The 21,747-nt window shown below is 66.7% G+C and carries 18 protein-coding genes; 7 read left to right on the top strand and 11 right to left on the bottom strand.

All coding sequences use genetic code 11. The features are described from left to right. Positions 1–170: 170 nt before the first annotated feature. Together CI41S_RS33430 and CI41S_RS33425 are read left to right on the top strand one after the other, a co-directional pair. The gene (locus CI41S_RS33430; protein WP_139863303.1) at positions 171–1,136 is read left to right on the top strand and encodes a lysylphosphatidylglycerol synthase transmembrane domain-containing protein; all 966 of its coding nucleotides are present in this window, start codon (positions 171–173) and stop codon (positions 1,134–1,136) included. 8 nt (positions 1,137–1,144) lie between these two features. Continuing rightward, on the top strand, positions 1,145–2,161 hold the full coding sequence (locus CI41S_RS33425) for an MraY family glycosyltransferase (protein WP_139863302.1): 1,017 nt from the start codon (positions 1,145–1,147) through the stop codon (positions 2,159–2,161). Between the two features lie 25 nt (positions 2,162–2,186). Here CI41S_RS33425 and CI41S_RS33420 read toward each other — a convergent pair whose 3' ends face one another. The 6 genes from CI41S_RS33420 to rfaD all read right to left on the bottom strand — a co-directional run bounded on the left by CI41S_RS33420 (position 2,187) and on the right by rfaD (position 10,138). Further along, a complete protein-coding gene (locus CI41S_RS33420) occupies positions 2,187–3,122 on the bottom strand; it encodes an NAD-dependent epimerase/dehydratase family protein (RefSeq protein ID WP_139485160.1) in 936 nt (311 codons plus the stop codon). Then, positions 3,119–4,348: a glycosyltransferase family 4 protein gene (locus CI41S_RS33415; protein ID WP_139863301.1), complete on the bottom strand. Its 1,230-nt coding sequence runs from the start codon at positions 4,346–4,348 to the stop codon at positions 3,119–3,121. Before CI41S_RS33415 ends, CI41S_RS33420 begins: the two co-directional genes overlap by 4 nt. Positions 4,349–4,393: 45 nt before the next feature. Further along, the gene (locus CI41S_RS33410; RefSeq protein WP_139485158.1) at positions 4,394–6,301 is read right to left on the bottom strand and encodes a nucleoside-diphosphate sugar epimerase/dehydratase; all 1,908 of its coding nucleotides are present in this window, start codon (positions 6,299–6,301) and stop codon (positions 4,394–4,396) included. Positions 6,302–6,380: 79 nt separating this feature from the next. Continuing rightward, positions 6,381–7,658 (bottom strand): O-antigen ligase family protein, encoded by a 1,278-nt coding sequence (locus tag CI41S_RS33405; protein ID WP_139485157.1) that lies wholly within the window; start codon positions 7,656–7,658, stop codon positions 6,381–6,383. A gap of 8 nt (positions 7,659–7,666) precedes the next feature. Further along, positions 7,667–9,139 (bottom strand): D-glycero-beta-D-manno-heptose-7-phosphate kinase, encoded by a 1,473-nt coding sequence (rfaE1, locus tag CI41S_RS33400; RefSeq protein WP_139863300.1) that lies wholly within the window; start codon positions 9,137–9,139, stop codon positions 7,667–7,669. 18 nt (positions 9,140–9,157) lie between these two features. Then, a complete protein-coding gene (gene rfaD / locus CI41S_RS33395; RefSeq protein WP_139485155.1) occupies positions 9,158–10,138 on the bottom strand; it encodes an ADP-glyceromanno-heptose 6-epimerase in 981 nt (326 codons plus the stop codon). A 135-nt stretch (positions 10,139–10,273) separates the two neighbouring features. Between rfaD and waaF the strand changes: the two genes are divergently transcribed. Further along, entirely contained in the window at positions 10,274–11,338 is a 1,065-nt protein-coding gene (gene waaF, locus CI41S_RS33390) for a lipopolysaccharide heptosyltransferase II (RefSeq protein WP_139863299.1), read from the top strand. Here the strand turns inward: waaF and CI41S_RS33385 are convergent. Continuing rightward, positions 11,320–12,360: a glycosyltransferase family 4 protein gene (locus tag CI41S_RS33385; protein WP_172628306.1), complete on the bottom strand. Its 1,041-nt coding sequence runs from the start codon at positions 12,358–12,360 to the stop codon at positions 11,320–11,322. The genes waaF and CI41S_RS33385 overlap by 19 nt on opposite strands. 137 nt (positions 12,361–12,497) lie before the next feature. On the opposite strand from CI41S_RS33385, the gene galE reads away from it, so the two are divergent. Together galE and CI41S_RS33375 are read left to right on the top strand one after the other, a co-directional pair. After that, the gene (gene galE, locus CI41S_RS33380) at positions 12,498–13,511 is read left to right on the top strand and encodes a UDP-glucose 4-epimerase GalE (protein WP_139863298.1); all 1,014 of its coding nucleotides are present in this window, start codon (positions 12,498–12,500) and stop codon (positions 13,509–13,511) included. A gap of 98 nt (positions 13,512–13,609) precedes the next feature. Further along, positions 13,610–15,421 (top strand): ABC transporter ATP-binding protein, encoded by a 1,812-nt coding sequence (locus CI41S_RS33375; RefSeq protein WP_139863297.1) that lies wholly within the window; start codon positions 13,610–13,612, stop codon positions 15,419–15,421. Between the two features lie 191 nt (positions 15,422–15,612). On the opposite strand, the gene CI41S_RS33370 is transcribed toward CI41S_RS33375, so the two are convergent. After that, positions 15,613–16,791 (bottom strand): dipeptidase, encoded by a 1,179-nt coding sequence (locus CI41S_RS33370; protein ID WP_139863296.1) that lies wholly within the window; start codon positions 16,789–16,791, stop codon positions 15,613–15,615. 153 nt (positions 16,792–16,944) lie between these two features. Between CI41S_RS33370 and CI41S_RS33365 the strand changes: the two genes are divergently transcribed. Then, complete coding sequence (locus CI41S_RS33365; RefSeq protein ID WP_139485150.1) at positions 16,945–17,646, top strand: fumarylacetoacetate hydrolase family protein; 702 nt, start codon at positions 16,945–16,947, stop codon at positions 17,644–17,646. Between the two features lie 192 nt (positions 17,647–17,838). On the opposite strand, the gene CI41S_RS33360 is transcribed toward CI41S_RS33365, so the two are convergent. Continuing rightward, positions 17,839–18,057, bottom strand: a complete 219-nt coding sequence (locus CI41S_RS33360) for a hypothetical protein (RefSeq protein ID WP_139863295.1) — start codon at positions 18,055–18,057, stop codon at positions 17,839–17,841. A gap of 124 nt (positions 18,058–18,181) precedes the next feature. Next, positions 18,182–19,876 (bottom strand): NAD-dependent malic enzyme, encoded by a 1,695-nt coding sequence (locus CI41S_RS33355; RefSeq protein ID WP_139863294.1) that lies wholly within the window; start codon positions 19,874–19,876, stop codon positions 18,182–18,184. Between the two features lie 455 nt (positions 19,877–20,331). Between CI41S_RS33355 and CI41S_RS43855 the strand changes: the two genes are divergently transcribed. After that, complete coding sequence (locus tag CI41S_RS43855; RefSeq protein WP_172628286.1) at positions 20,332–20,487, top strand: hypothetical protein; 156 nt, start codon at positions 20,332–20,334, stop codon at positions 20,485–20,487. A gap of 60 nt (positions 20,488–20,547) precedes the next feature. On the opposite strand, the gene CI41S_RS33350 is transcribed toward CI41S_RS43855, so the two are convergent. Beyond that, positions 20,548–21,477, bottom strand: a complete 930-nt coding sequence (locus tag CI41S_RS33350; protein WP_139863293.1) for an aspartyl/asparaginyl beta-hydroxylase domain-containing protein — start codon at positions 21,475–21,477, stop codon at positions 20,548–20,550. Positions 21,478–21,747 lie beyond the last annotated feature (270 nt).

The following is a 21,747-nucleotide window of genomic DNA, read 5'->3' as shown; positions in this document are numbered from 1 at the left end:
GCGTTCCCCCCGTTCCGGCCTCTTTAACCGCCCCGTCGCGCCGGCCGCAATAGGGACCGGACGGCTATTGCCAGATCGTTGCGGAAACCATACCAAGGCGGCGAATTTGGGCGCGCGAAGGCGTTTTGCGCTGTTTTTGACACATTCTGAACCGGGCCAGCGCGGGCGAAATGCGCCGAATCCTGCTTTCCACCTCCAAGATCCTGATCTCGGCTGCGCTGCTGTATTTCTCGCTGCGCAAGGTCGACCTGCATGATCTCGCCTCCCGCATCCAGATCGGCAGCCTCGGCTGGCTGGGGCTGGCGATGGCGGTCACCTTCCTGCAGATCTTCCTCGGGGTGTTGCGCTGGCGCGAGATCGGCACGGAGTGCGGCGCGCCGCTGCAGACCCGGCAGGCGATGCGCTACAATTTGATCGGCGCGTTCTTCAACCAGACCCTGCCGTCCTCGATCGGCGGCGACGCGGTGCGGCTGTGGCTGGTGGCGCGCGGCGGCGCCGGCTGGCGCGCGGCGACCTACTCGATCTTCGTCGATCGCGCGGTCGGGCTGATCGCGCTTGCCGTCGTCATCGCCGCGACGCTGCCGTGGAGCTACCGGCTGATTTCCGACCCCAATGGCTGGACCGCATTGCTGCTGCTGGATCTCGCCGCGCTCGGCGCCGGGTTCGGCTTCCTGCTGATCGGCGTGCTGCCGTGGCCCTGGCTGAGGCAGTGGTGGGCGACGCATCACATCCACGCCTGCGCCGTGATCGCGAACCGGGTGTTGTTCAGCCGCGCGCATGGCCTGAAGGTCGCGGTGCTGTCGGTGCTGATCCACGTCGTGACCGTCGTGACCGCCTGGTGCGTGGTGCAGGCGATCGCGGCTCCAGTCACCTTTGGCCAGATCTTCCAGCTGCTGCCGCCGGTGATGCTGATCACGATGATGCCGATCTCGATCGCGGGCTGGGGCGTGCGCGAAGCCACCATGGCGCTGGCCTTCGGCTACGCCGGACTGGTCGCCAACGAAGGCGTCAACATCTCGCTGCTGTTCGGCGCGGTGACGTTCGTGGTCGGCGTGTTCGGCGGCCTGGTGTGGATCCTGAGTCCGGAAAAGGCCGCCAAGGGCACCGCCCCGATCGAAGTCCCCGCATCCCAGTAGCCGAGCAGATGAGCAGTTTCGAAATCCTCCTGTCGTTGGTTGCAGCGGCGCTGGCCGCAACGATCTCAGCGATCCTGATCCAGGCGACGCGGCCGATGCTGCTGCGCGTGGCGCTGGCCAAACCCAATGCGCGCTCGTCGCACAAGGTGCCGACGCCGCAAGGCGGCGGCATCGCGGTGACCGCGGCAACGCTGCTCGCCGGCGGCATCGTGATCGTAATGGCCGGATCGCCGAACCTGACGATCCCCATCACCGTGTTCGCGGCCACCCTGTTCATCGCGCTGGTCGGTTTCGTCGACGACGTCCGCCCGCTGCCGGTCGCGCCGCGGCTGCTGCTGCAGGCCGCTGCCGTCGCCGTCGTGGTGTTTGCCGCACCAAGCGATCTCAAGATCGTTCAGGCCTGCCCGCTCTGGCTCGAACGCGGGCTGCTGCTGATTGCCGGATTGTGGTTCGTGAACCTCGTCAACTTCATGGACGGGCTCGACCTGATGACGGCATCGGAGGCGGTGCCGATCGCGGCCGCGGTCGCCCTGCTCGGTAGCTTCGGCCATGTCCCGCCGGCGGCGACGCTGGTCGCCGCCGCGCTCGGCGGAGCGCTGCTCGGCTTCGTCCCGTTCAACCGGCCGGTCGCAAAGATCTTCCTCGGCGATGTCGGCAGCCTGCCGATCGGCCTGCTGCTGGGCTGGTGTCTGCTGGAGCTCGCATGGCATCAGCAATTCGCCGCAGCGCTGCTGCTGCCGCTGTACTATCTGGCGGACGCGACGGTGACGCTGCTGCGCCGCATGGCGCGGCGCGAGGCGTTCTGGGCCGCGCACCGCTCCCACTTCTATCAGCGCGCGACCGACAACGGCTTTTCGGTGTGGCGCGTGGTCGGCGAGGTGTTCGCGCTCAACCTCGTGCTGGCGCTGCTTGCAATCGTCTCGGTCGCGGTGAATTCGCTCGCCGCCGACATCGGCCTGCTGGCGGCCGGCGGTGTTGCCGTCGCGACCTTGCTGCGCCGGTTCTCCCGGCCGCGCGGCGCCTGAAGCGGCGCGATCCGCGCGCGGCGGATCAGCCGTGATCCAGCGCGAGCTTCAGGCCTTCGTCGAGGCTGACCGGCGGCTGCCATCCGCTCGCGGCGGCCTTCGAGAGATCAAGCTCGAGCGAGCCGAGCAGGCTGTCATCGATCTCCTTGCGTCCGCTGAGCCTGAACAGCGTGCTCAGCACCGGCTTCGGCAGCGAGAACAGCCGCGGCGCGGTCTGCGCCGCCCGGGCGAGGCGCTCGATGAACTGCGGCGTCGACACCTGCTCGCTATCCGCGACCAGAAATACGTCGAAATCCGCCCCCGGATTGGTCAGCCGGAACAGGACGAACGCGGCGAGGTTCTGCACCGACAGGAACGCACGGCGGTTTTGGATATTGGCGAGCGGCAGCGGAATGCGGCGCTTCACCGCCTTCTCGAGCAGCGCGAAGTTGCCCTTTGCGCCGGCGCCGTAGATCAAGGGCGGACGGATCACGGTAACCCGCATGCCGCTGCCCGGCACCAGCTCGCGGAGGCCGCCTTCGGCGGCGGCCTTCGACATTCCGTAGAGGCCGCGCGGTGTCAGGACGTCGTCCTCGCGAAACGGCGGACGTCCGTTGTTGCTGCGGCCATGGACCAGGATGGTGCTGATGAAGATGAAATGCTTGACGCCGGCCGCGACCGCGCCGCGCGCCAGATGCAGCGTGCCGCCGACATTGACGTTGTGGTAGAGCTCGATCGCATGCTCTTCGTCCTGGTGATGCACGCGCGCGGCGAGATGAACCACGGCGTCGACGCCGTCGAGCGCGGCGCCCCAGTCGGTGGCGGGGCCGAGCGTTCCGATCTCGACGTCGTTGGCGTCGCGCGGCGGATGCCGCACCGCGCGCCGCACCACCCAGCCGTTGCTCGCCAGCAGCGGCACCACGTGGCGGCCGACGAAGCCGTTCGCACCCGTCACCAGAACCGTCGGTCGACCGTCCGTCATGCCGTCCGCTCCACGTCGCGATTGCCGAGTAATTCGCCGACCAGCGCGGCATAGCTGCCGAGCGCCCGTTCGGGGCTGAAGGTCCGCGCCGCCGCGACCGCCCGCTCGGCCATCGCGGCGCTCTGCGCTTCCGAGGCCAGCGATCCGGCGGCCAGGCGGATGGCATCGGCGAGTTGATCCGGCCGGCTCGGGGTCACGACCCAGCCGAGCTGGTTTTCCTTCACCGTGAGCGCGGCCTCGGCCTCCGCCTCGGAGACCAGCATGACCGGCCGGCCGATCGCAAGCAGATTGTAGAACCGGCTCGGCACCGACACGCCGGCGACGTTCTTGCGATAGGGAATCAGCCAGACATCGGCGCTGGAGAGCAGCGCTGCCAGTTCGTCATCGGCGACGCGCTCGACCAGCGTGACGTTGCCAAGCTGTGCTGCCGCCTGCATCTCCTTGAGGCGGTCAAAGCCGATGCCCCAGCCCGAGAGCAGGAAATGGATATCGCGTTCGCCCTGCAGCAGCCGCGCCGCCTCGAACACGATGTCCGGATCGTGGGTGAAGCCGAGATTGCCCGACAGCCCGACGACGAAGCGGGCGGCGATCGCCTTGCGAAACGGATTGTCCGGGCTGACCGGACGGTAGCCGGGCGCGAGCGTGGTCCAGTTCGGAATGAACCGGATCTTGTCCTGGGTCATGCCGCCGTAGCGCAGCAGCAGCTTCTCGGCGTCGCGGCCGATCACGATGACGGCGTTGAGGGCGCGGAACATCAGCGCGTTGATCGCGCGCAGCGCCCGCGCCGCAAGCGAGGACGGCTGCAGCAGCCCGGCCATCACCAGCACGTCGGGAAACAGATCGTGCAGGATCAGCGCCGACTTCGCGCCCTTCAGCCGCGCCGCCGCGGCAACCGCATAGGGCAGCACGAACGGCGCGGTCACCGTCAGCGCCACGTCGCCGCGCTTCAGCTGAGTCAGCAGCGCGAGGAAGATCCGCGCGGTGAACAGCGTCTCGGCCAGCGCGCGCTTGAGCAGCGCCGCCTTGCCCGGCAGCCAGTTCTTGATCTCGACGACGACCGGCCGTCCCGGCGCGGCCGGCTGCGCCGAGCCCGGCATGCCGGAGACCACCACCACCTCGGCATCGTCGGCGATCCGCTCGGCGATCGCGGCCATGATCGCGGCGGTCGTCGAGTGATCCGGCGGATAATGCTGGCTGACGACGACGACTTTGCGGGGCTTGCGCATCGGTGGCTCTCGAACGGTCAGGCCGCGCCGCGCGCGACGGCGCGATCAGGCGGCATTCGAGCCGAATTCGGGCACGGCGTCCTGCAGCACGGCGCGGATGGTGACGCGGTCATCGCGCTCGATCGCCTCCTGCAGCGCCGCCAGCCATTTGCGCAAGGTCGACATCGGCGGCTGGTTCGGCTTCGCCGCCATCATGCCGTCGACGCCGATCTCGATGGTCGGCTCCTGGCTTGCGAACAGGATCTCGTTGAGCCGCTCGCCGGGACGGATGCCGCTGAACACCACCTCGACGTCGACGCCGGGCTGCAGGCCGGACAGGCGGATCATCCGCTCGGCGAGATCGACGATCTTGACCGGCTGGCCCATGTTCAGCACGTAGACCGAGACGTCGGGCCGCGCCGGCGTCATCGCATGCGTCGCCGCCGTGATCACGAGGTCGCAGGCCTCGCGGATCGTCATGAAGTAGCGGACCATGTCCGGATGGGTCACCGTGATCGGGCCGCCGGCCTCGATCTGCGCCTTGAACTTCGGCACCACCGAGCCGTTGGACGCCAGCACATTGCCGAACCGCACCGAGATCAGCCGCATGTGCGGCTTGCTGCCGGCCTCTGCTGCCAGATCGTGGTCGAGCGCCTGGCAGTACATTTCGGCAAACCGCTTGGTCAGCCCGAGCATCGACACCGGCTCGATCGCCTTGTCGGTCGAGATCATCACCATGGCGCTGGCGCCGGCGGCGCGCGCGGCGTCGGCGACGTTCACCGAGCCGAAGATGTTGGTCTTGACGCCCTCGCTCCAGTCGCGCTCCAGGATCGGCACATGCTTCAGCGCCGCGGCATGGAATACGATGTCGGGCTTGAACTCGCCCATCAGGCGGATGATGCGCTCTCGATCGCGGATGTCGGCGATCCGGCCCTCGATCACGGCGCCGGTGTCACGGGCGGACAGCGCCTCGGTGACGGCATAGAGCGCCGGCTCCGAATGCTCGATCACCAACAGGCGCGCCGCGCCGAAGGTCGCGACGCGGTCGCAGATCTCCGCGCCGATCGAGCCGCCGCCGCCGGTCACGATCACCGACTTGCCCTTCACCAGCGCCTCGAGCCGCGCGTAGTCGATCTTCTGGGTCGGGCGCAGCAAGAGGTCCTCGACCGCGACATTGGTGAGGCGCGGCGCGTCGCCGCTCTCCAGCGACGGCAGCCGGCTGACCATCATGCCGAGCCGCTTGGCGCGCATCAGCACGCTTTCCGGATGCGCCTCCGGCTCGAACGCCGAAGGCGTCATGACCACGCGCTTGATCGGGCGCTGGCGGGTTTCGAAATCGCGAATCACCGCCTCGATGTCATCGACCCCGCCGACCACGGGAATGTTGCGGATCAGCTGCCCCTGGTCGGCCGGCGACGGCGACAGCACGCCGACCGGCCACAGCCGCTTGATGGCGCCGTTCTCGATGCCGCGCAGCACGACCTCGGCGTCGGCGGCGCGCCCGACCAGCAGCGCCGGCGCGGCACTGTCGGAGCGGGCGTGCAGCCGCGTGCGCGAGTAGCGGAAATAGCGATAGCCCAGCCGCAGCGCGCTCAGCGCGAACACTTCGAGGAAGAAGAACAGGATGATGGTGACGCGGCCGAGGAAGACGAAGGTGCGCGAGCCGGTGAAGAAATAGACATAGTCGAGCACCACCAGCGCCAGCGTCAGCACCGCCGCGACGCGCAGGATGTTCAGCGCATCCGGCAGCGACGTGAAGCGCCATTTCGCCGTGGTCAGGTTGCTGAAATAGCTGACCACGATGCTGAACAGCACGAACCAGGGCAGGATGTGGATCAGCTGCGGCCAGCGCTCCGCGAGCAGGCTGCCCTCGAACCGCAGGTAAAAGCTCGCCAGCAGCGCGAACGTCGTCGCGAGCGCGTCATGGACCAGAATCAGGAAGTTGCGCAGGGTGAATTGTGAGAGGCGCGTCATGTAGCGGCGGGGTTAGCGACAACCGGGAACTTTGCAAGTACGAAGGCTGATAGCGTATCTGCCGGGCTCATGCCAGCGATCATGGACTGATTGGACGTTCAGGTTCCGTGCTCGCCGGTGACCGCCCCTTCAGCGCCATGCCGCCGGCAACGCCGACGCCCAGCACATACATCCAGCCTTCGTGGAAATCGAAGATGTGTGAATTAAACAACGATGAAAAAATATTCTGCACCACGACGAGAAGCCCGATCCAGTTGACCAGCCCGCCGCCGCGGAACAGCAGCAGGTGCAGGATCCACATCGCATACAGCAATGTCACGCCGATGATGCCCCACTGGACGGCGACATTCAACGTTTGATTGTGCGGATTTCCGATCACCTCGCCTGAGGCCTTGGTCACCCCGCCGGTCGCCACCCGTTCGAACAGGCCACGCGTGGCGCCGGTGCCGTGGCCGATCAGCGGCGCCTCGGCGAAGAAGCCGAGCGACTTGCGCCAGAATTCGAGCCGCAGCCCGATCGAGGTCGGGGCATTGCGCTGCATGTAGAGCTGGTAGTCGCGGTTGAACGAATCGGCGGTCCGGCGCAATTGCGGCGAGGCATGCCACGCCACCACGGCGAGCGCGGCGGTCGCGCACAGGATCAATGCGATGCTGCGCCAGCGCAGATGCAGCAGCGCAAACACCGCGAACATGATCGGGACCGTGACCAGCGCGGTCCGCGACACCACCACGAACGCCATGTTGGCGAAGAAGCTCACGGCGATCGCGGTCAGCAGCGCGGCCAGCACGAAACGCCGTGACTTCAGCAAGATGACGATCGGATAGGCCAGCGCGACCGCGCACAGGGTGAATTCCTGGCTCTGGTTGATGTGGTCCTTGACGAAGATGCCGCGCTCGGCGGTGTTCGGCGGCTTCAGCGAGAGGCCGGGATACAGCAGCACCAGCCACGACATCAGCATCAACAGCGTGCAGGAGACCAGGAACGCGACGAACACCCAGGTGCCGCGTTTCGAGCGCTGGAAATGATACAGCAGGACCGGCAGCACCAAGAGCTTCGCGGTTGGCTCGACCGCATAGAACCGCGCCCGCCAGGCGGCGTCCGACCACAGCGTGCCGATCAGCGCGAGGGCGAATAGCGCGACCGGGACCGCGCAGATCGGCCGCTTCAGCAACGTCGAGAATGCCTTGAGGTCGAGGGTCGGCGCGATCGCGACCAGCAGCACGACGCCGAAGATGCCGACCAGCGAGGTCGACCACGGCAATGACAGCGCAATCAGCACCGCGACCACGTCGGCGGTGGTCTCCCAGCGCGCCGGATCGCGCCAGGCCGGGCATGCGGCGGCGGGCGTAGCGGCCATGCTCGCGCTCACGCCTTGCCCCCGCGCGCCCGGTCGACCAGCGACGTCGTGCTGTGGCCGGGCAGGATGTCGACCAGCACGACCTCGCCGCCGGCCGCCTCGACGATCTCGTGGCCGACCACCTGCTCGCGGGTGTAGTCGCCGCCCTTGACCAGCACGCTCGGCCGCACCCTGGTGATCAGGTTGATCGGGGTGTCCTCCTCGAAGATCGCGACCAGGTCGACGGCTTCCAGCGCCGCCAGCACCTCGGCGCGGGCGCGCTCGTCCTGCACCGGACGCCCCTCGCCCTTCAGCCGCCGCACCGAGGCGTCGCTGTTCAGCCCGACGATCAGGCGGTCGCAGGCGCCGCGCGCCGCGGTCAGCACCTTGACGTGGCCCGGATGCAGGATGTCGAAGCAGCCATTGGTGAAGCCGATCCGCAGATCCTGCGCGCGCCATTCGGCGAGATGCGCATCGATGTCGCCGCCCGCCGCGACGATCTTGTCCTCGGCCGCCAGCGACGCGTGCGGCAGGATTTTGCGGCGCAATTCATCCGGCCTGACGATGGCGGTGCCCGTCTTGCCGATCGTCACCGCGGCCGCAGCCGAGGCCAGGCGGAGCGCGACGTCCCAATCGGCTTTGGCAGCCAGCGCCAGCGCCAGCATCGCCGCCACGGTGTCGCCGGCGCCGGAGACGTCGCGCACCTTCACCGGCAGCGCCGGCACATGGATGGTGCCGCCGTCGCGCAGCGCCAGCGTCATGCCGTGCTCGCCCTGCGTCACCAGCATGGCCGCGCAGTCGGCGAGCCGCATCGCGTCCTGCGCGGCGGCGGCGATCGCGTCATCCGAATCGGCGCGGCTGCGGGTCGCTTCGGCGAATTCCTTGCGGTTCGGCTTGATCAGCGTCGCGCCGCGATAGATCGCAAGGTTGAGGCTCTTGGGATCGACGATGACCGACTTGCCGAGCTTGCGCGCGGCATCGATGGTGTTGCGGATCACCCGCGCGGTCAGCACGCCCTTGGCGTAGTCCGACAGCAGCACGATGTCGGCGCGCGCAAACTGCGGCAGGATGGCGTCGATCAGCTGCTGCTCGACCTCGCCCGAAGCGGGCGCCGCGTGCTCCCAGTCGGCGCGCAGCATATGGGTCGAGAAATGATCGGACACAAAGCGCACCTTGCGCGTGGTCGGCCGGCTCGCATCGCGCACCAGGACGCACTCGATCCGGCTTTCCTGCGCCAGCACGGCCTCGAGCCGCGCGGCGGCATCATCCTCGCCGATCAACCCGACGAAGATGCAGCGTCCGCCGAGCGAGGCGACGATGCGCGCGGCATTGCCGGCGCCGCCGATATTGATCTCGCTGCGCTTGGCCGCGATCACCGGCGCCGGCGCCTCCGGCGAGATCCGCGACACCTCGCCATAGACGAACTCGTCGAGCATGAGGTCGCCGACGCAGAGCACGGTCTTGCCGGAGATCGCCTGCGAGATGGCTTCAAAATCGAACATCTGTGCCCATAACCCGCATCAGCGATAGCGATCGGCGCGGTTGAGGAAGCCCTTCACATAGGCCCCGACCGCGTCTTCCAATGGAGTAAAGCCGCCATTGTATCCGGCTCGCCCGAGACGATCGACCACGCTCTGGGTAAAATACTGGTAGCTGCCGCGAATCTGCTCGGGCATCTCGACATAGTGGATATTCGGCGGCAGGCCGAGCGCGGCATAGGCCGAGACGATCAAATCCTTGAAGCTGCGCGCGGTGCCGGTCCCGACATTGAACAGCCCGCTGACTTGCGGCGTCGCCAACAGCCACATGATCACGCGCACGACGTCATCGACATAGATGAAATCGCGGCGCTGATCGCCGTCGGCGATGCCCTCGCGATGCGACTTGAACAGCTGCACGGCGCGGCCCGACCTGATGTCGTCGAAGCGGCGCGCGAGCACGCTCATCATCGTCCCCTTGTGATACTCGTTCGGGCCGAACACGTTGAAGAATTTCAGCCCCGCCCATTGCGGCGGCAGCCGGTCGCCGCGCGTCACGCGCTCGGCGACCGCGAGATCGAACAGCTGCTTGCTCCAGCCGTACAGGTTCATCGGCCGCAGCCGCTTCAGCGCCGCGACCGACGCATCGTCGTCAAAGCCCGCCTCGCCGTCACCATAGGTCGCCGCCGACGAGGCATAGATGAACCGCGTGGTGTTGGCCGTGCACCAGTCGAGCAGCCGCAGCGACAGGCGGAAATTGGTCTCGATCACGAGGTCGCCGTCGGTGGCGGTGGTCTCCGAGATGGCGCCGAGATGAATGACAGCCTCCAGGCGTCGCCCCTTCAGCCAGTCGGCAAGCTCGGCCGGCGGCACGACGTCGGCGAGCTGGCGCTTGGCCAGGTTCCGCCACTTGCCGTCGCTGCCAAGGATATCAGAGACCACGACGTCGCTGTGACCGGCGTCGTTCAACGCGGCCACGACGTTCGACCCGATAAAACCGGCACCCCCGGTTACCAGAAACATTGCGAAACCTTATCTAAGCCCCAGTGCGACGCCAGCTTTGCCCCACTCCCGTGCCGCAGGCAACGACGGCTTTACCTATTCCCACGAACCGTTTACCGACGGGGCCGCAACCGACCGTGCCCGGCTCATTTAGATATGAACTTTGATTCAGTGTTAGGGATCGAGACCCAGGATAGCGCGGATACGAGCCCGATCCTGGTGGTTCCCTATGTCTGGATCGGCGACTTCGTACGCGGCCACACCGTGGTCCGGGTGCTGAAGAAGCGCTGGCCGAACCGGCCGGTCGACCTTCTGGTCACCCGCCAGTGCGCCCCGCTTGTGGATTACATGCCGGGTGTTCGCGCCGGTATTGTGTCCGACCTGCCGCGCAGCCGGCTGGCGCTCGCCCGGCAATGGGCGCTGGCGGCCGAGCTCAAGGCGCGGAACTATGCCACCGCCCTGGTGCTGCCGCGGACCTGGAAGGCCGCCATCGCGCCGGTGCTGGCCGGCATCCCGGAGCGGGTCGGCTTTTTTGGCGAGGCCCGATTCGGCATGATCAACGCGATGCGCTGGGGCGAAAGGCAGCTGCCGCGCTTCATCGACAAGAACGCCGTGCTGGCGCTGCCTGCGGGCGCCGCGCGCCCCGCCGAGTGGCCGGTGCCGCAGCTGCGGGTTCCCACTGAGGAGATCGGTCGATGGCGGCAGGCCAACGGGTTGGGCAGCGGCCCCGCAATTGCGCTCGGGCCGGGCTCGGTCGGCGAGTCGAAACGCTGGACCTATTACCCGGAGGCGGCGCGGCTGTTCGCCGAACGCGGCTTTGACGTCTGGGTGGTCGGCGGCCCCGCGGAAAAGGCGGCGGCGCAGCAAATCGTCGCCACCGGCGGGCCGCGGGTCCGTGACCTCACCGGCACCGACCTGCGCAACGGCATTCTGGCGATGGCCGCGGCCAGCGTCGGCATCTCCAACGATTCCGGGCTGATGCACATTGCGGCTGCGATCGGCACGCCGACCATGGGCATATTCGGCCCGACCGATCCCTATCTGTGGGCGCCCCTCAACGGCCTCGCCTCCACGGTGCTGCAGACCAAGAGCAAGCTGCCCTGCCAGCCGTGCCAGCGCACGGTCTGCACCATGAACGACCATCGCTGCATGCGCGACATTGCGGCCGAAGAGGTCGTCGACATCGCCGAGCGCGTGCTGGCTCAGATCAGCGTGCGATAGACCGCGGCGATCGCGTTCGCCTCGGCATCGAGGCTGAACTTATCCACAACTTGCTGCCGCGCCCGCGCACCCATCGCGGCAGCTGCGGCCGGATCACGCAGCAGCGGTTCCAGCGCCGCCACCAGCGCATCAGTGTCGCCGGGCGGGATCAGCACGCCGGTGACGCCGTCCTCGACGACGAACTCGGCTGCGCCCGCGCGCGCGGCCACCAGCGCCGCGCCCGCCGCCATCGCCTCGATCAGGGTCAGGCCAAATCCCTCGTTGCGCGAGGTGAAGGCGTAGATCGCAAGCCGCTGGTACCAGCGCACGACATCGTCGATCGCAAGCTCGCCGGTGATGATGATGCGCGACTGCAGGCCGGCGGCCTCGATGCGCCGCTTCAGCTCGTTGGCAAAGCCCTGCTGCTCCGGCACCACCGCGCCGACGATCACCGCGGTGAAATCGGGATAGCGCGGCAGCAGCCGGCACATCGCCTCGACGAACACGTCGCTGCCCTTCTGCGCACGCACCCGGCCAAAGCATCCGATCGCATAGCGGCCCGGCAATCCGCTTTCGGCAAACGCCACCGCACGATCGGCCGGCGGCGCATAGCGGTCGGTGTCGACGCCGTGCATCACCACCGTCGCGTCGCGCTTCAGGTAGGACGCCGACAGCGGGCTGGTCGCGATGATCGCGTCCATCTTGCCGATCAGCCAGCGCGTCAGCCAGGTGTGATGCCGCTGCGCCGCCGAGGTGAAAAGAAGTTTGAGCGGCCAGCCGAGTGAGCGCAGCACCAGCCCCGCGATCATCTCGTCATTGCGCCGCGCATGCCAGATGATCGGCGTCGCGCGCCGCCACAGCCGCATCAGGTCGAAGAAGCCCAGCGCGGCGATGCCGTCGGGCCGGTGCGGACCGAGCCAGGCCGCGCGAAACATCTTGGCAAACTTCGGCGCGACCATCCGGTTGGTCGCGGTGACCCCTGAATAGCGCCTGTGCAAATTCGGCACGATGAGCACGAGCTCGCCGGCGGGCATGTTCTCGATCGGCACGCAAGTCTCCGTTTCGCGCCAGTTCCTATACGCAACATTAAGCATAGTGGCCAGTTCGGCCGCGGCGAAACCCCCTCTTCACCGTGCGATCGCTAGCATCTCCGGCCAAAGCTATCTGGAGAGCTCTAGCCATGACGGTGCTCGTGACCGGCGGTGCCGGCTATATCGGAAGTCACATGGTTCACGCGCTGGCCGATGCCGGCGAGAGCGTCGTCGTGATCGACAATCTCTCCACCGGCTTCTCGGCGTTCCTGCCCGAGAGCGTGCCGCTGTTCATCGGCGATGCCGGTGACGAAAATTTGGTCGAGGGCGTGATCGCCCAGCATCAGATCGACAGCATCATCCATTTCGCCGGCTCGGTGGTGGTGCCGGACTCGATGCGCGATCCGCTCGGCTATTACCGCAACAACACCATGACGACGCGAAGCCTGCTCAACGCCGCGGTGAAGGGCGGCGTCAGCCGCTTCATCTTCTCCTCGACCGCAGCGGTCTACGGCAATCCGGACCAGGTGCCGGTGCCCGAGATCGCGCCGACGCGTCCGCTGTCGCCCTACGGCTCGTCGAAGCTGATGACCGAGATCATGCTGCATGATGTCGCCTCGGCGCACGGCATGGGCTATGTCGTGCTGCGCTACTTCAACGTCGCCGGCGCCGATCCGCAAGGCCGCTGCGGCCTCGCCACCGTCGGCGCCACCCATCTGCTCAAGATCGCGGTCGAGGCCGCGACCGGCCAGCGCGCCAAGATCGACGTGTTCGGCACCGACTATCCGACGCCGGACGGCAGCTGTGTCAGAGACTTCATTCATGTCAGCGACCTCGTCGAGGCGCATCGTTCGGCGCTGTCCTATCTGCGCGGCGGCGGCCAATCGGTGACGCTGAACTGCGGCTATGGCCGCGGCTATTCCGTGCTCGAGACCATCGAGGCGGTGCGGCGGGTCTCGATGCGCAATTTCGCCGTCGCCTATGCGGCGCGGCGGCCCGGCGACATCACGGCGATGGTTGCCGACACCGGCCGGCTGCGCTCGCTGCTCGACTGGACGCCGCGCTTCGAGGATCTCGAAACCATCGCAAGCCATGCGCTGGCCTGGGAGGAGAAGCTGTTCCGGGAGCGCGGCGGCCTGCCGCGGCAGGCGGAATCGGCCTGAAATCAAGCATTTATTGGACTTGAAAAAGCCCCGCCAAGCGGGCAAGGAGTCTCCGCAACCCTGACGGCCGGCAGAAGCCGCCCGTCAATGGAACGCGAATGGCTCAGTTTCCAAAGAAAATCACCGACGATCCCTATGGCGCGGCGATCCTGATCCGCCGCCTGGTCATGGAACAGGGGATCATCTTCTGGCGGCGCTATCTGATGGCGTTCGGCCTGATGGCGCTCGCCGCAGGCTCCACGGCGGCCGCAACCTATGTGCTCGGCCAGGTCATCAACCAGGCCTATGTCGACAAGAACATCCCCGGCATCGCGATGTTTGCCGGCGTCACCTGTGTGCTGCTGTTCATCAAGGGCGTGGCAACTTACGGCCACATGGTGATCCTCAACAAGATCTCCAACGCCATCCTCGCTAACAACCAGCGCCAGCTGTTCGCCAAGCTGATGAGCGAGAGCATCGGCTTCTTCTCCGAGCGGCATTCGTCGGAATTCCTGGCGCGGCTCACCGCCGGCGCCAAGTCGATCACCGACGTGCTCAACATGCTGGTCAACGCGATCGGCCGCGACTTCCTGATGCTGATCGCGATGGTCGCGGTGATGGTGTGGCAGGATCCGCTGATGTCGTTCATCGGTCTCGTCGCGGTGCCGCCGGCGATGCTGGTGCTGCGCAAGCTGGTGAAGCGCATCAAGGGCCTCGCCTACAACCAGTTCACCGGCACCGCCGACATCCTGGAGACGATGCAGGAATCGCTGCAGGGCATCCGCACCGTGAAGGCGTTCACGCTGGAAGGCACGATGCAGGCGCGCATCGACCAGAACATCGCGACCGTCGAGCAGAACGCCAACAAGATGGCGCGGATCGCCAACCGCTCCAATCCGCTGATGGAGATGCTCGGCGGCTTTGCGGTGGCCGGCTGCCTGCTCTATGGCGGCTACAGCGTGGTGGCGCTCGGCGCCACGCCGGGCCAGTTCTTCTCCTTCCTGACCGCGTTCCTGATGGCGACCGAGCCGGCCAAGCGGCTGGCGCGGCTCAACATCGACCTCAACAGCCAGCTGGTCGGGGCGCGGATGCTGCTCGAGGTGGTCGACAGCCCGGCCAGCGAGCAGAGCGACGACGACAAGCCGGCGCTAAAACTCTCCGACGCGCGGATCGAATTGCGCGACGTCAGCTTTGCCTATCGGCCCGGTGAGCTGGTACTGAATCGCATGAGCTTCGTCGCCGAGCCGGGCAAGGTCACCGCGCTGGTCGGCCCCTCCGGCGGCGGCAAGTCGACAGTGCTGGCGCTGCTGCTGCGCTTCTACGAGACCACGGCGGGCCAGATCCTGATCGACGGCCAGTCGATCTCGGCCGTATCGCGCAAATCGCTGCGGCAGCAGACCGCCTATGTCGGCCAGGACGTCTATCTGTTCCGCGACACCATCCGGAGCAACATCGCCTTCGGCAAGCAAGGCGCCACCGAGGCCGAGATCGTCGAGGCCGCGAAGGCGGCCTGCGCCCACGACTTCATCATGAGTTTTCCGCTCGGCTACGACACGCCGGTCGGCGAGCACGGCACCCAGCTCTCCGGCGGCCAGCGCCAGCGCATCGCGGTGGCGCGCGCGCTGATCAAGAACGCGCCGGTCATCCTGCTCGACGAGGCCACCGCCGCGCTCGACTCCGAATCGGAGAAGCAGGTGCAGGAGGCGATCGAGCATCTCTGCCAGGGCCGCACCACGATCGTGATCGCGCATCGCCTGCACACCATCATGCACGCCGACGCCATCCTGGTGGTCGAGGGCGGCGAGATCGTTGAGCGCGGGCGCCACGACGAGCTGCTGCGCCGCGGTGGCCGCTACGCCTCGTTCTTCCGCCTGCAGCACCACCACGACCCGAGCCCGCTCGCGCTGGCGCCGATCAGCGCGCGGGCGTGACGGAGATCAGAGCTCTAGGAGCGCGGGAGGTTCACCTCTCTCTTGGGAGAGGTCGATTTGCGCAGCAAATCGGGTGAGGGGTTACGCTCGATCGGGAGAGCAAGACCCCTCACCCGGATTGCTTCGCAATCCGACCTCTCCCCGCCGGGGAGAGGTAACTCGACCGCGGCAGCCACCCAATTAACAAAGCCTCACCCCTTCGGAACCAGTCCTGCGCGCAGCACGCGCAGGACGTTGCCGCCCATCACCTTGCGGATGTCCTCTTCGGAGAAACCAGCGGTCAGCAGCGCCTGGGTCACGGCGACGATCTCGCTTGCATCAAATCCTGTGGTGGTCGAGCCGTCGAAATCGGAGCCGAGCCCGACATGGTCGATGCCGACGAGATCGCGGACATGGGCGATCGCGCGCGCGACGCTTTTCGGCTCGAGCGAGCAGACCGCGCCCTGCCAGAACCCGATCCCGATCACGCCGCCGGTGCGCGCCACGCCCTTGACCTCGTCATCGGTGAGATTGCGGTTGACCTTGCAGGTCGCCTGCACGCCGCCATGGCTGGAGACCACCGGACGCGTCGCCATCGCCAGCACGTCGGCGACCGCTTCGTGGCTGGCATGCGCGATGTCGACGATCATGCCCTTGGCTTCCATCCGTTGCACCACCTGCCGGCCGAGCGGCGTCAGCCCGCTTTTCGCCGTGCCGTGCATCGAGCCGCCGATCTCGTTGTCGAAGAAATGCGTCAGCCCGGCCATCCGAAAGCCCGCGGCATAGAGCAAGTCGAGATTGTCGATATTGCCCTCGAGATTGTGCAGCCCCTCGATCGACAGCATGCCGCCGACCACGGATGCGCCGCCCTTGCGGTCGGCCAGCAGGCGGTCGATGTCGGCGGCTGTCGTAACCACGCGCAGCCGCCCGCCGGACTCCGCGGCAAAGCCGTGCAATTTCTCCGCATGCCATAGCGAGCGCTGCAGCAGCGAGGACCACGTCCGCGGCGGCTGCTGGTTGACGATGGCAAGGTTGGTGATCGTGTCGGTGTCGGACGGATTGGAATCGTAGTTCTGTCCCTTCGGCGACTTGGTCACCGACGAGAACACCTGCAGCGCGTAGCGTCCTTCGAGCAGGCGCGGCAGGTCGATGTGGCCGCGGTCGGAGCGCGCGATCAGATCGCGCTTCCACAACAGGCTATCGGCGTGCATGTCGGCGACGTCGAGCGTCGCCTGCAGCGCCTGCGCCGCCGGCGTGATGTCGATCGCGACGCGCTGGACCTTGTTCTGGGCCCGGTCGATCTTTTCCGGGCCGAAGGCGAAGACCGTCGCGCCGCCGGCGACCAGGACCGCGGCGACCACGGCGAGGCCGATCAGGAGCCATTTCCTCATCGACTGCGCCGTTTCCGCCGGCAGGTCGCGGCCGGGCTCATCCGAAAGGAGGCCTCACATCTGCGCCCCGCGTGGCCGCAGCCCCTAGCCCGGGACGCCGCCGCCCTGTAAATACGGTCCGCGCTCCCTCCTGCAACCTTCCGGGACCCCTTCATGAACGCTGCCTCCACCGTCATCCCGCTTCCGCCCCAGCCTTCGCTTCCCGTCGTCGGCGAAACCGGCGTCTACCCGGTCCGCCGCATCTGGTGTGTCGGCCGCAACTATCTCGAGCATATCAGGGAGATGGGCAATGACGAGCGCGCGCCGCCGTTCTTCTTTGCCAAGCATGCCGACATGCTGGTGGCCGATGGCGCGACGATTCCGTATCCGCCGCTGACCAAGGACCTGCATCACGAGGTCGAGCTGATCGTGGCGATGAAGAGCGGCGGGCTGAACATCCCGGCCGAGAAGGCACTCGATCACGTCTACGGCTACGCGGTCGGCATCGACCTGACCCGCCGCGACCTGCAGCTCGCTTCGCGCAAGAAGGAGCGACCCTGGGAGATCGGCAAATCGTTCGACTATTCGGCGCCCTGCTCGGCGATCCAGCCGGCGTCCAAGATCGGCCACCCGACCGCGGGCAAGATCTGGCTCACCGTCAACGGCAAGGAAACCCAGAAGGGCGACCTCACCGAATTGATCTGGAACGTGCCGGAAATCATCTGGCAGCTCTCGCAGCAGGTGAAGCTCGCCGCCGGCGACATCATCATGACCGGCACGCCGGCCGGCGTGTCGCAGCTGCAGGTCGGCGACAAGCTCGAATGCGGCGTCGACGGTGTCGGCACGCTGAAGGTTTCGATCGGCGAGCCGGAGTAGCTCAGCGCGGCCCACGCGTAGCCCGGATGAAGCGAAGCGAAATCCGGGAACGCTTCACCCCGTCGCACTGTCCCGGATTGCGCGGAGCCTGTCATCGGGCGCGCGTTTGCGCGACCCGTTGGCTGCATCAGGGCTACGCATCGACGTTCAACAAGCGGCCCCGGACATCGCGTCCGGGGCCTTTTGCTGTGATCAGTGGGCCGTGCCGGGCAGGCAGGGCGGCGCCGCATACGGCGCCGTGGCGTAGGCGCCGACATTCGGCGCGCGCACGCAGTCGCCGGCGAAGCTGCCGGTCGTTGCCTGCGCGTGGGCTTGGCGCGATGCGGCGGCGTTGCGGGTGGCGGCAGAGGCATCGGTCGCGAAGACGGCTGCTGCGATCAGCGCGGCCGCGATGAAGATCGATTTGGTCATGGTTTTCTCCCGACGATGAGAGAGCCGAGCAAACCCGGCTCCTATGACCAGATACGACCTGCGCGCCGGTTTATTTCATCACGCGCGATCACCGGCGCGCGACCGCCTCATCGCGGCAACGCCCTTAGCCCTTCGCGCGCTGATACGGCGCGTAGCGCGGCGTCCACATCTTGGCGCGGATGCGCGCTTCGATCTGGTCGAGCGGGATATCCTTGACCTGCCCTTCCTTGTGCGCCTGCAGCGCCACGGCAAGCGCGACCGTCAGCGCGACGTCGCGCAGCGCGCTGACGGGCGGCAGCAGATTGTGCTTCGGGTTGTTGCGCGCCGGCGAGGAGCTCGCCAGCGCCTTGGCCGCGGCCATGAACATCCCGTCGGTGACGCGGGCGGCGCCGACCGCGAGCGCGCCGAGGCCGACGCCCGGGAAGATGTAGGAGTTGTTGGTCTGGTCGACCTTGAAGCGGACGCCGTCACGGGTGATCGGCGGGAACGGGCTGCCGACGCCGATCAGCGCCCGCCCCTCGGTCCAGGCCTCGATGTCGACCGGCGTCGCCTCGGCGCGCGAGGTCGGGTTCGACAGCGGGAAGATCACCGGCCGCTGGTTGGCTTCGGCCATCGCACGCACCACCGGCTCGGAGAACGCGCCGGCCTGGCCGGAGACGCCGATCAGCACGGTGGGCTTTGCGTTGCGCACCACGTCGAGCAGCGCAACGCGGTCGGGATGGTCGAGCTTCCAGTTCGCGATCGCCGCCTTGTTCTGCAGGAACGGCATTTGGAACGGCGCCAGCCCGCTCATGCCTTCGACCAAAAGCCCGTCACGGTCGACCATGAAGAAGCGGGTCGCCGCCTCGCTCTCCGACAGGCCGGCGTCGCGCATCGCGGCGCGGATCAGGCCGGCGATGCCGCAGCCGGCCGAGCCGGCGCCGAGCACGGCGACGCGCTGCTCGGTCAGCGGCACGCCGGTGACGTTGATGGCCGACAGCAAGGTGCCGGTCGCCACCGCCGCGGTGCCCTGAACGTCGTCGTTGAAGGTGCAGAGCCGGTCGCGATAGCGATCCAGCATGCGTGTCGCGTTGTTCTTGGCAAAATCCTCCCACTGCAGCAGCACGCGCGGCCAGCGCTTCACCACCGCGGAGACGAACGCCTCGATGAAGTCGTCATACTCCTGGCCGCGGACGCGCTCGTTGCGCCAGCCGATATAGAGCGGATCGGCCAGGCAGTCCGGATTGTCGGTGCCGACGTCGAGCAGGATCGGCAGCGTGGTCGCCGGATGCAGCCCGCCGCAGCCGGTGTAGAGCGAGAGTTTTCCGATCGGGATGCCCATGCCGCCGGCGCCCTGGTCGCCGAGGCCGAGGATGCGCTCGCCGTCGGTGACGACGATCGCCTCGACCGCGTCGAAGCGCGGATGGGCGAGGATGCGATCGATCCGCGCCTGGTGCGGGATGCTCAGAAACAGGCCGCGCGGCTTGCGGAACAGGCGGCTGAAATGCTGGCAGCCGGCCCCGACCGTCGGCGTGTAGACGATCGGCAGCAGCTCCTCCAGATTGCCGACCAGCAGCGCATAGAACAGCGTCTCGTTGGTGTCCTGCAGCTCGCGCAGGAAGGCGTAGCGCTCGAGATCGGTCTCGTAGCCGCGCAGCGCCTGCAGGCGGCGCGACACCTGCTCGTCCAAGGTCAGCACGCTGGGCGGCAGCAGGCCGTGCAGATCGAACGCATCGCGCTCGGCCTCCGAGAACGCCGTGCCCTTGTTGAGCTGCGGATCGGCGAGCAGCTCATAAGCGCTCAGCGCGGTGGTGATGGAAGCTCCAGACGTCTCGGACATGACAAGGTCCCCTCAATGCAGAATGCCGGACCGGAACTGTAGCACCTCGGTGCGACGGATCGGAGCGCGAAGGCACGCGGTCGGTAAAATTGAAGTCGATTGACAAAGTAAAAGCCCCGGACAATGCGTCCGGCGCCCGCGCGCTGAAAACGCTACACCTTCGGACAGAGATCACCATACCTTGGTATGATCTCCCCGATCCCTTTTCATGCTCTCACGCTTACGCTCGTATAATTGAGCCATTGAGCGCGATTCCTATACTCGCAACTGCTCCTGACGGATGCACAACGGCTCAGAACCTCGCTCTACGGAGGCGCGACTAACGAATCCTCGTTCTATAGCGGGCGCGTTGTGAGTTGTGTTCCGATTTGTGATCAGAATCACAGCCTAGGGAGTGAATCGTAAGACGAGACCGAAGTGGTTGCTGTATGCGGGTTTCTTCGAGGAACGCTCACATGATCGTCAACATTCAGAAGCTCAATGGCCTTTGGCACCTCATCGTCGGATCGTGCCAGATCCGAACGCCGTTCCTGGAGACTCAGGACCGCGAGTGGGTTGTCGCCTACGCAAGGCGAGTCTACCCGGGCGCCAAGGTCTTCGAGCGCGACTGACTTTCAGCGGTTACGCCTCGCGACCCGCAAATTCGACCGCAGCAATCCCGACTGGCGATATCACCTGATCGCCGATATCACGATGAGGCCGAGGATCAGCGCGGTCGCCGAATATTTCAGCGTGTAGTAGACGTTGCGGTTCCACTCCTTGACCTTGCGGCTGGCGAGGTGGACCTCGTAGAGCTTGCCGAACACCTTGTTGAGCGCGCCGACATGCTCGCCGTCGACGTTCTGGGTCGCCGACGCCTTGACGATGTTGTGGCTGACCCAGCGGTTCATCCGGGTCATGAAGCCGTATTTCATCGGGCGCTCGACGTCGCAGAACAGGATGATGCGGTTGACGTCGGTCTTGTTCTCGGCGCTGTGGATGAAGGTCTCGTCGAACATGAAGGCCTCGCCGTCGCGCCAGACGCACTCGACGCCGTCGACGAGAATCCGGCACTGGTTCGAGTTCGGCGTCACCAGGCCGAGGTGATAGCGCAAGGAGCCTGCGAAGGGATCGCGATGCGCCCCTAACTTGCCGCCGGGCGGCAGCATCGCGAACATCGCGCCATGCACGTTCGGGATCGAGTTCAAGAGCTCGACCGTCTTCGGGCACAGCGTGCGCGCCGACGGCAGAAAGTCGTCGTACCATTTCAGATAGAAGCGCTTCCATCCGCTCTTGAAGAAGGAATAGAAGCCCCAGTCGTTGTTCTTGGCGGCGGCGCGGATGAAGCCTTCGTCGAACAGGCGCGTGGCCTCGTCGCGGATCGTCTCCCAATTGTCCGAAAGCTTCTTCAGCTCGGGAAACTGCTCGACCGGGATCACCGGCGTGTTGGGCACCGCGGAGCCGGCATACATCAGCACGTTGTAGGGTGCGAGGTAGGTCGAGTGGTCGCCGAGCTGGCGCGCGAAGCGCAGCCGTTGCTTGCCGCGGAAGTGAACGTAGAGCGTGGAAGCCACCAGCACGTAGAGAATGACGAGCTGCGGCGCGAAGAGCTGTCTCAACATGATCGATCTATGATCGCGGCCCCTCGACGCCCGCCACACACCGCCTAGCGCAAGCACAGATCCCTCGACGGGTGGCTCGGCATCGGCAGAGGCGGCGCCGTCCGCGAAAATTCCCCTTGTTTCGTCGCTGCTTGGCTCCGCCGCCGGATATTCCAGCACTAAGGCCGGAAGCCCTGCCGAGGACCATCGCGAATGGCTTTGTAAGCATTCGCTCACTGAAAGTGAAGGGTTGCGCCATTCGAGCTTCCGCCTTGTGACCTCCCCGCATCA

It is taken from the genome of Bradyrhizobium ivorense (assembly GCF_900696085.1).
Lineage (GTDB): Bacteria > Pseudomonadota > Alphaproteobacteria > Rhizobiales > Xanthobacteraceae > Bradyrhizobium > Bradyrhizobium ivorense.
Note: the sequence above shows the minus strand (reverse complement) of the source record. Positions and strands in the feature narration are given on the sequence as shown.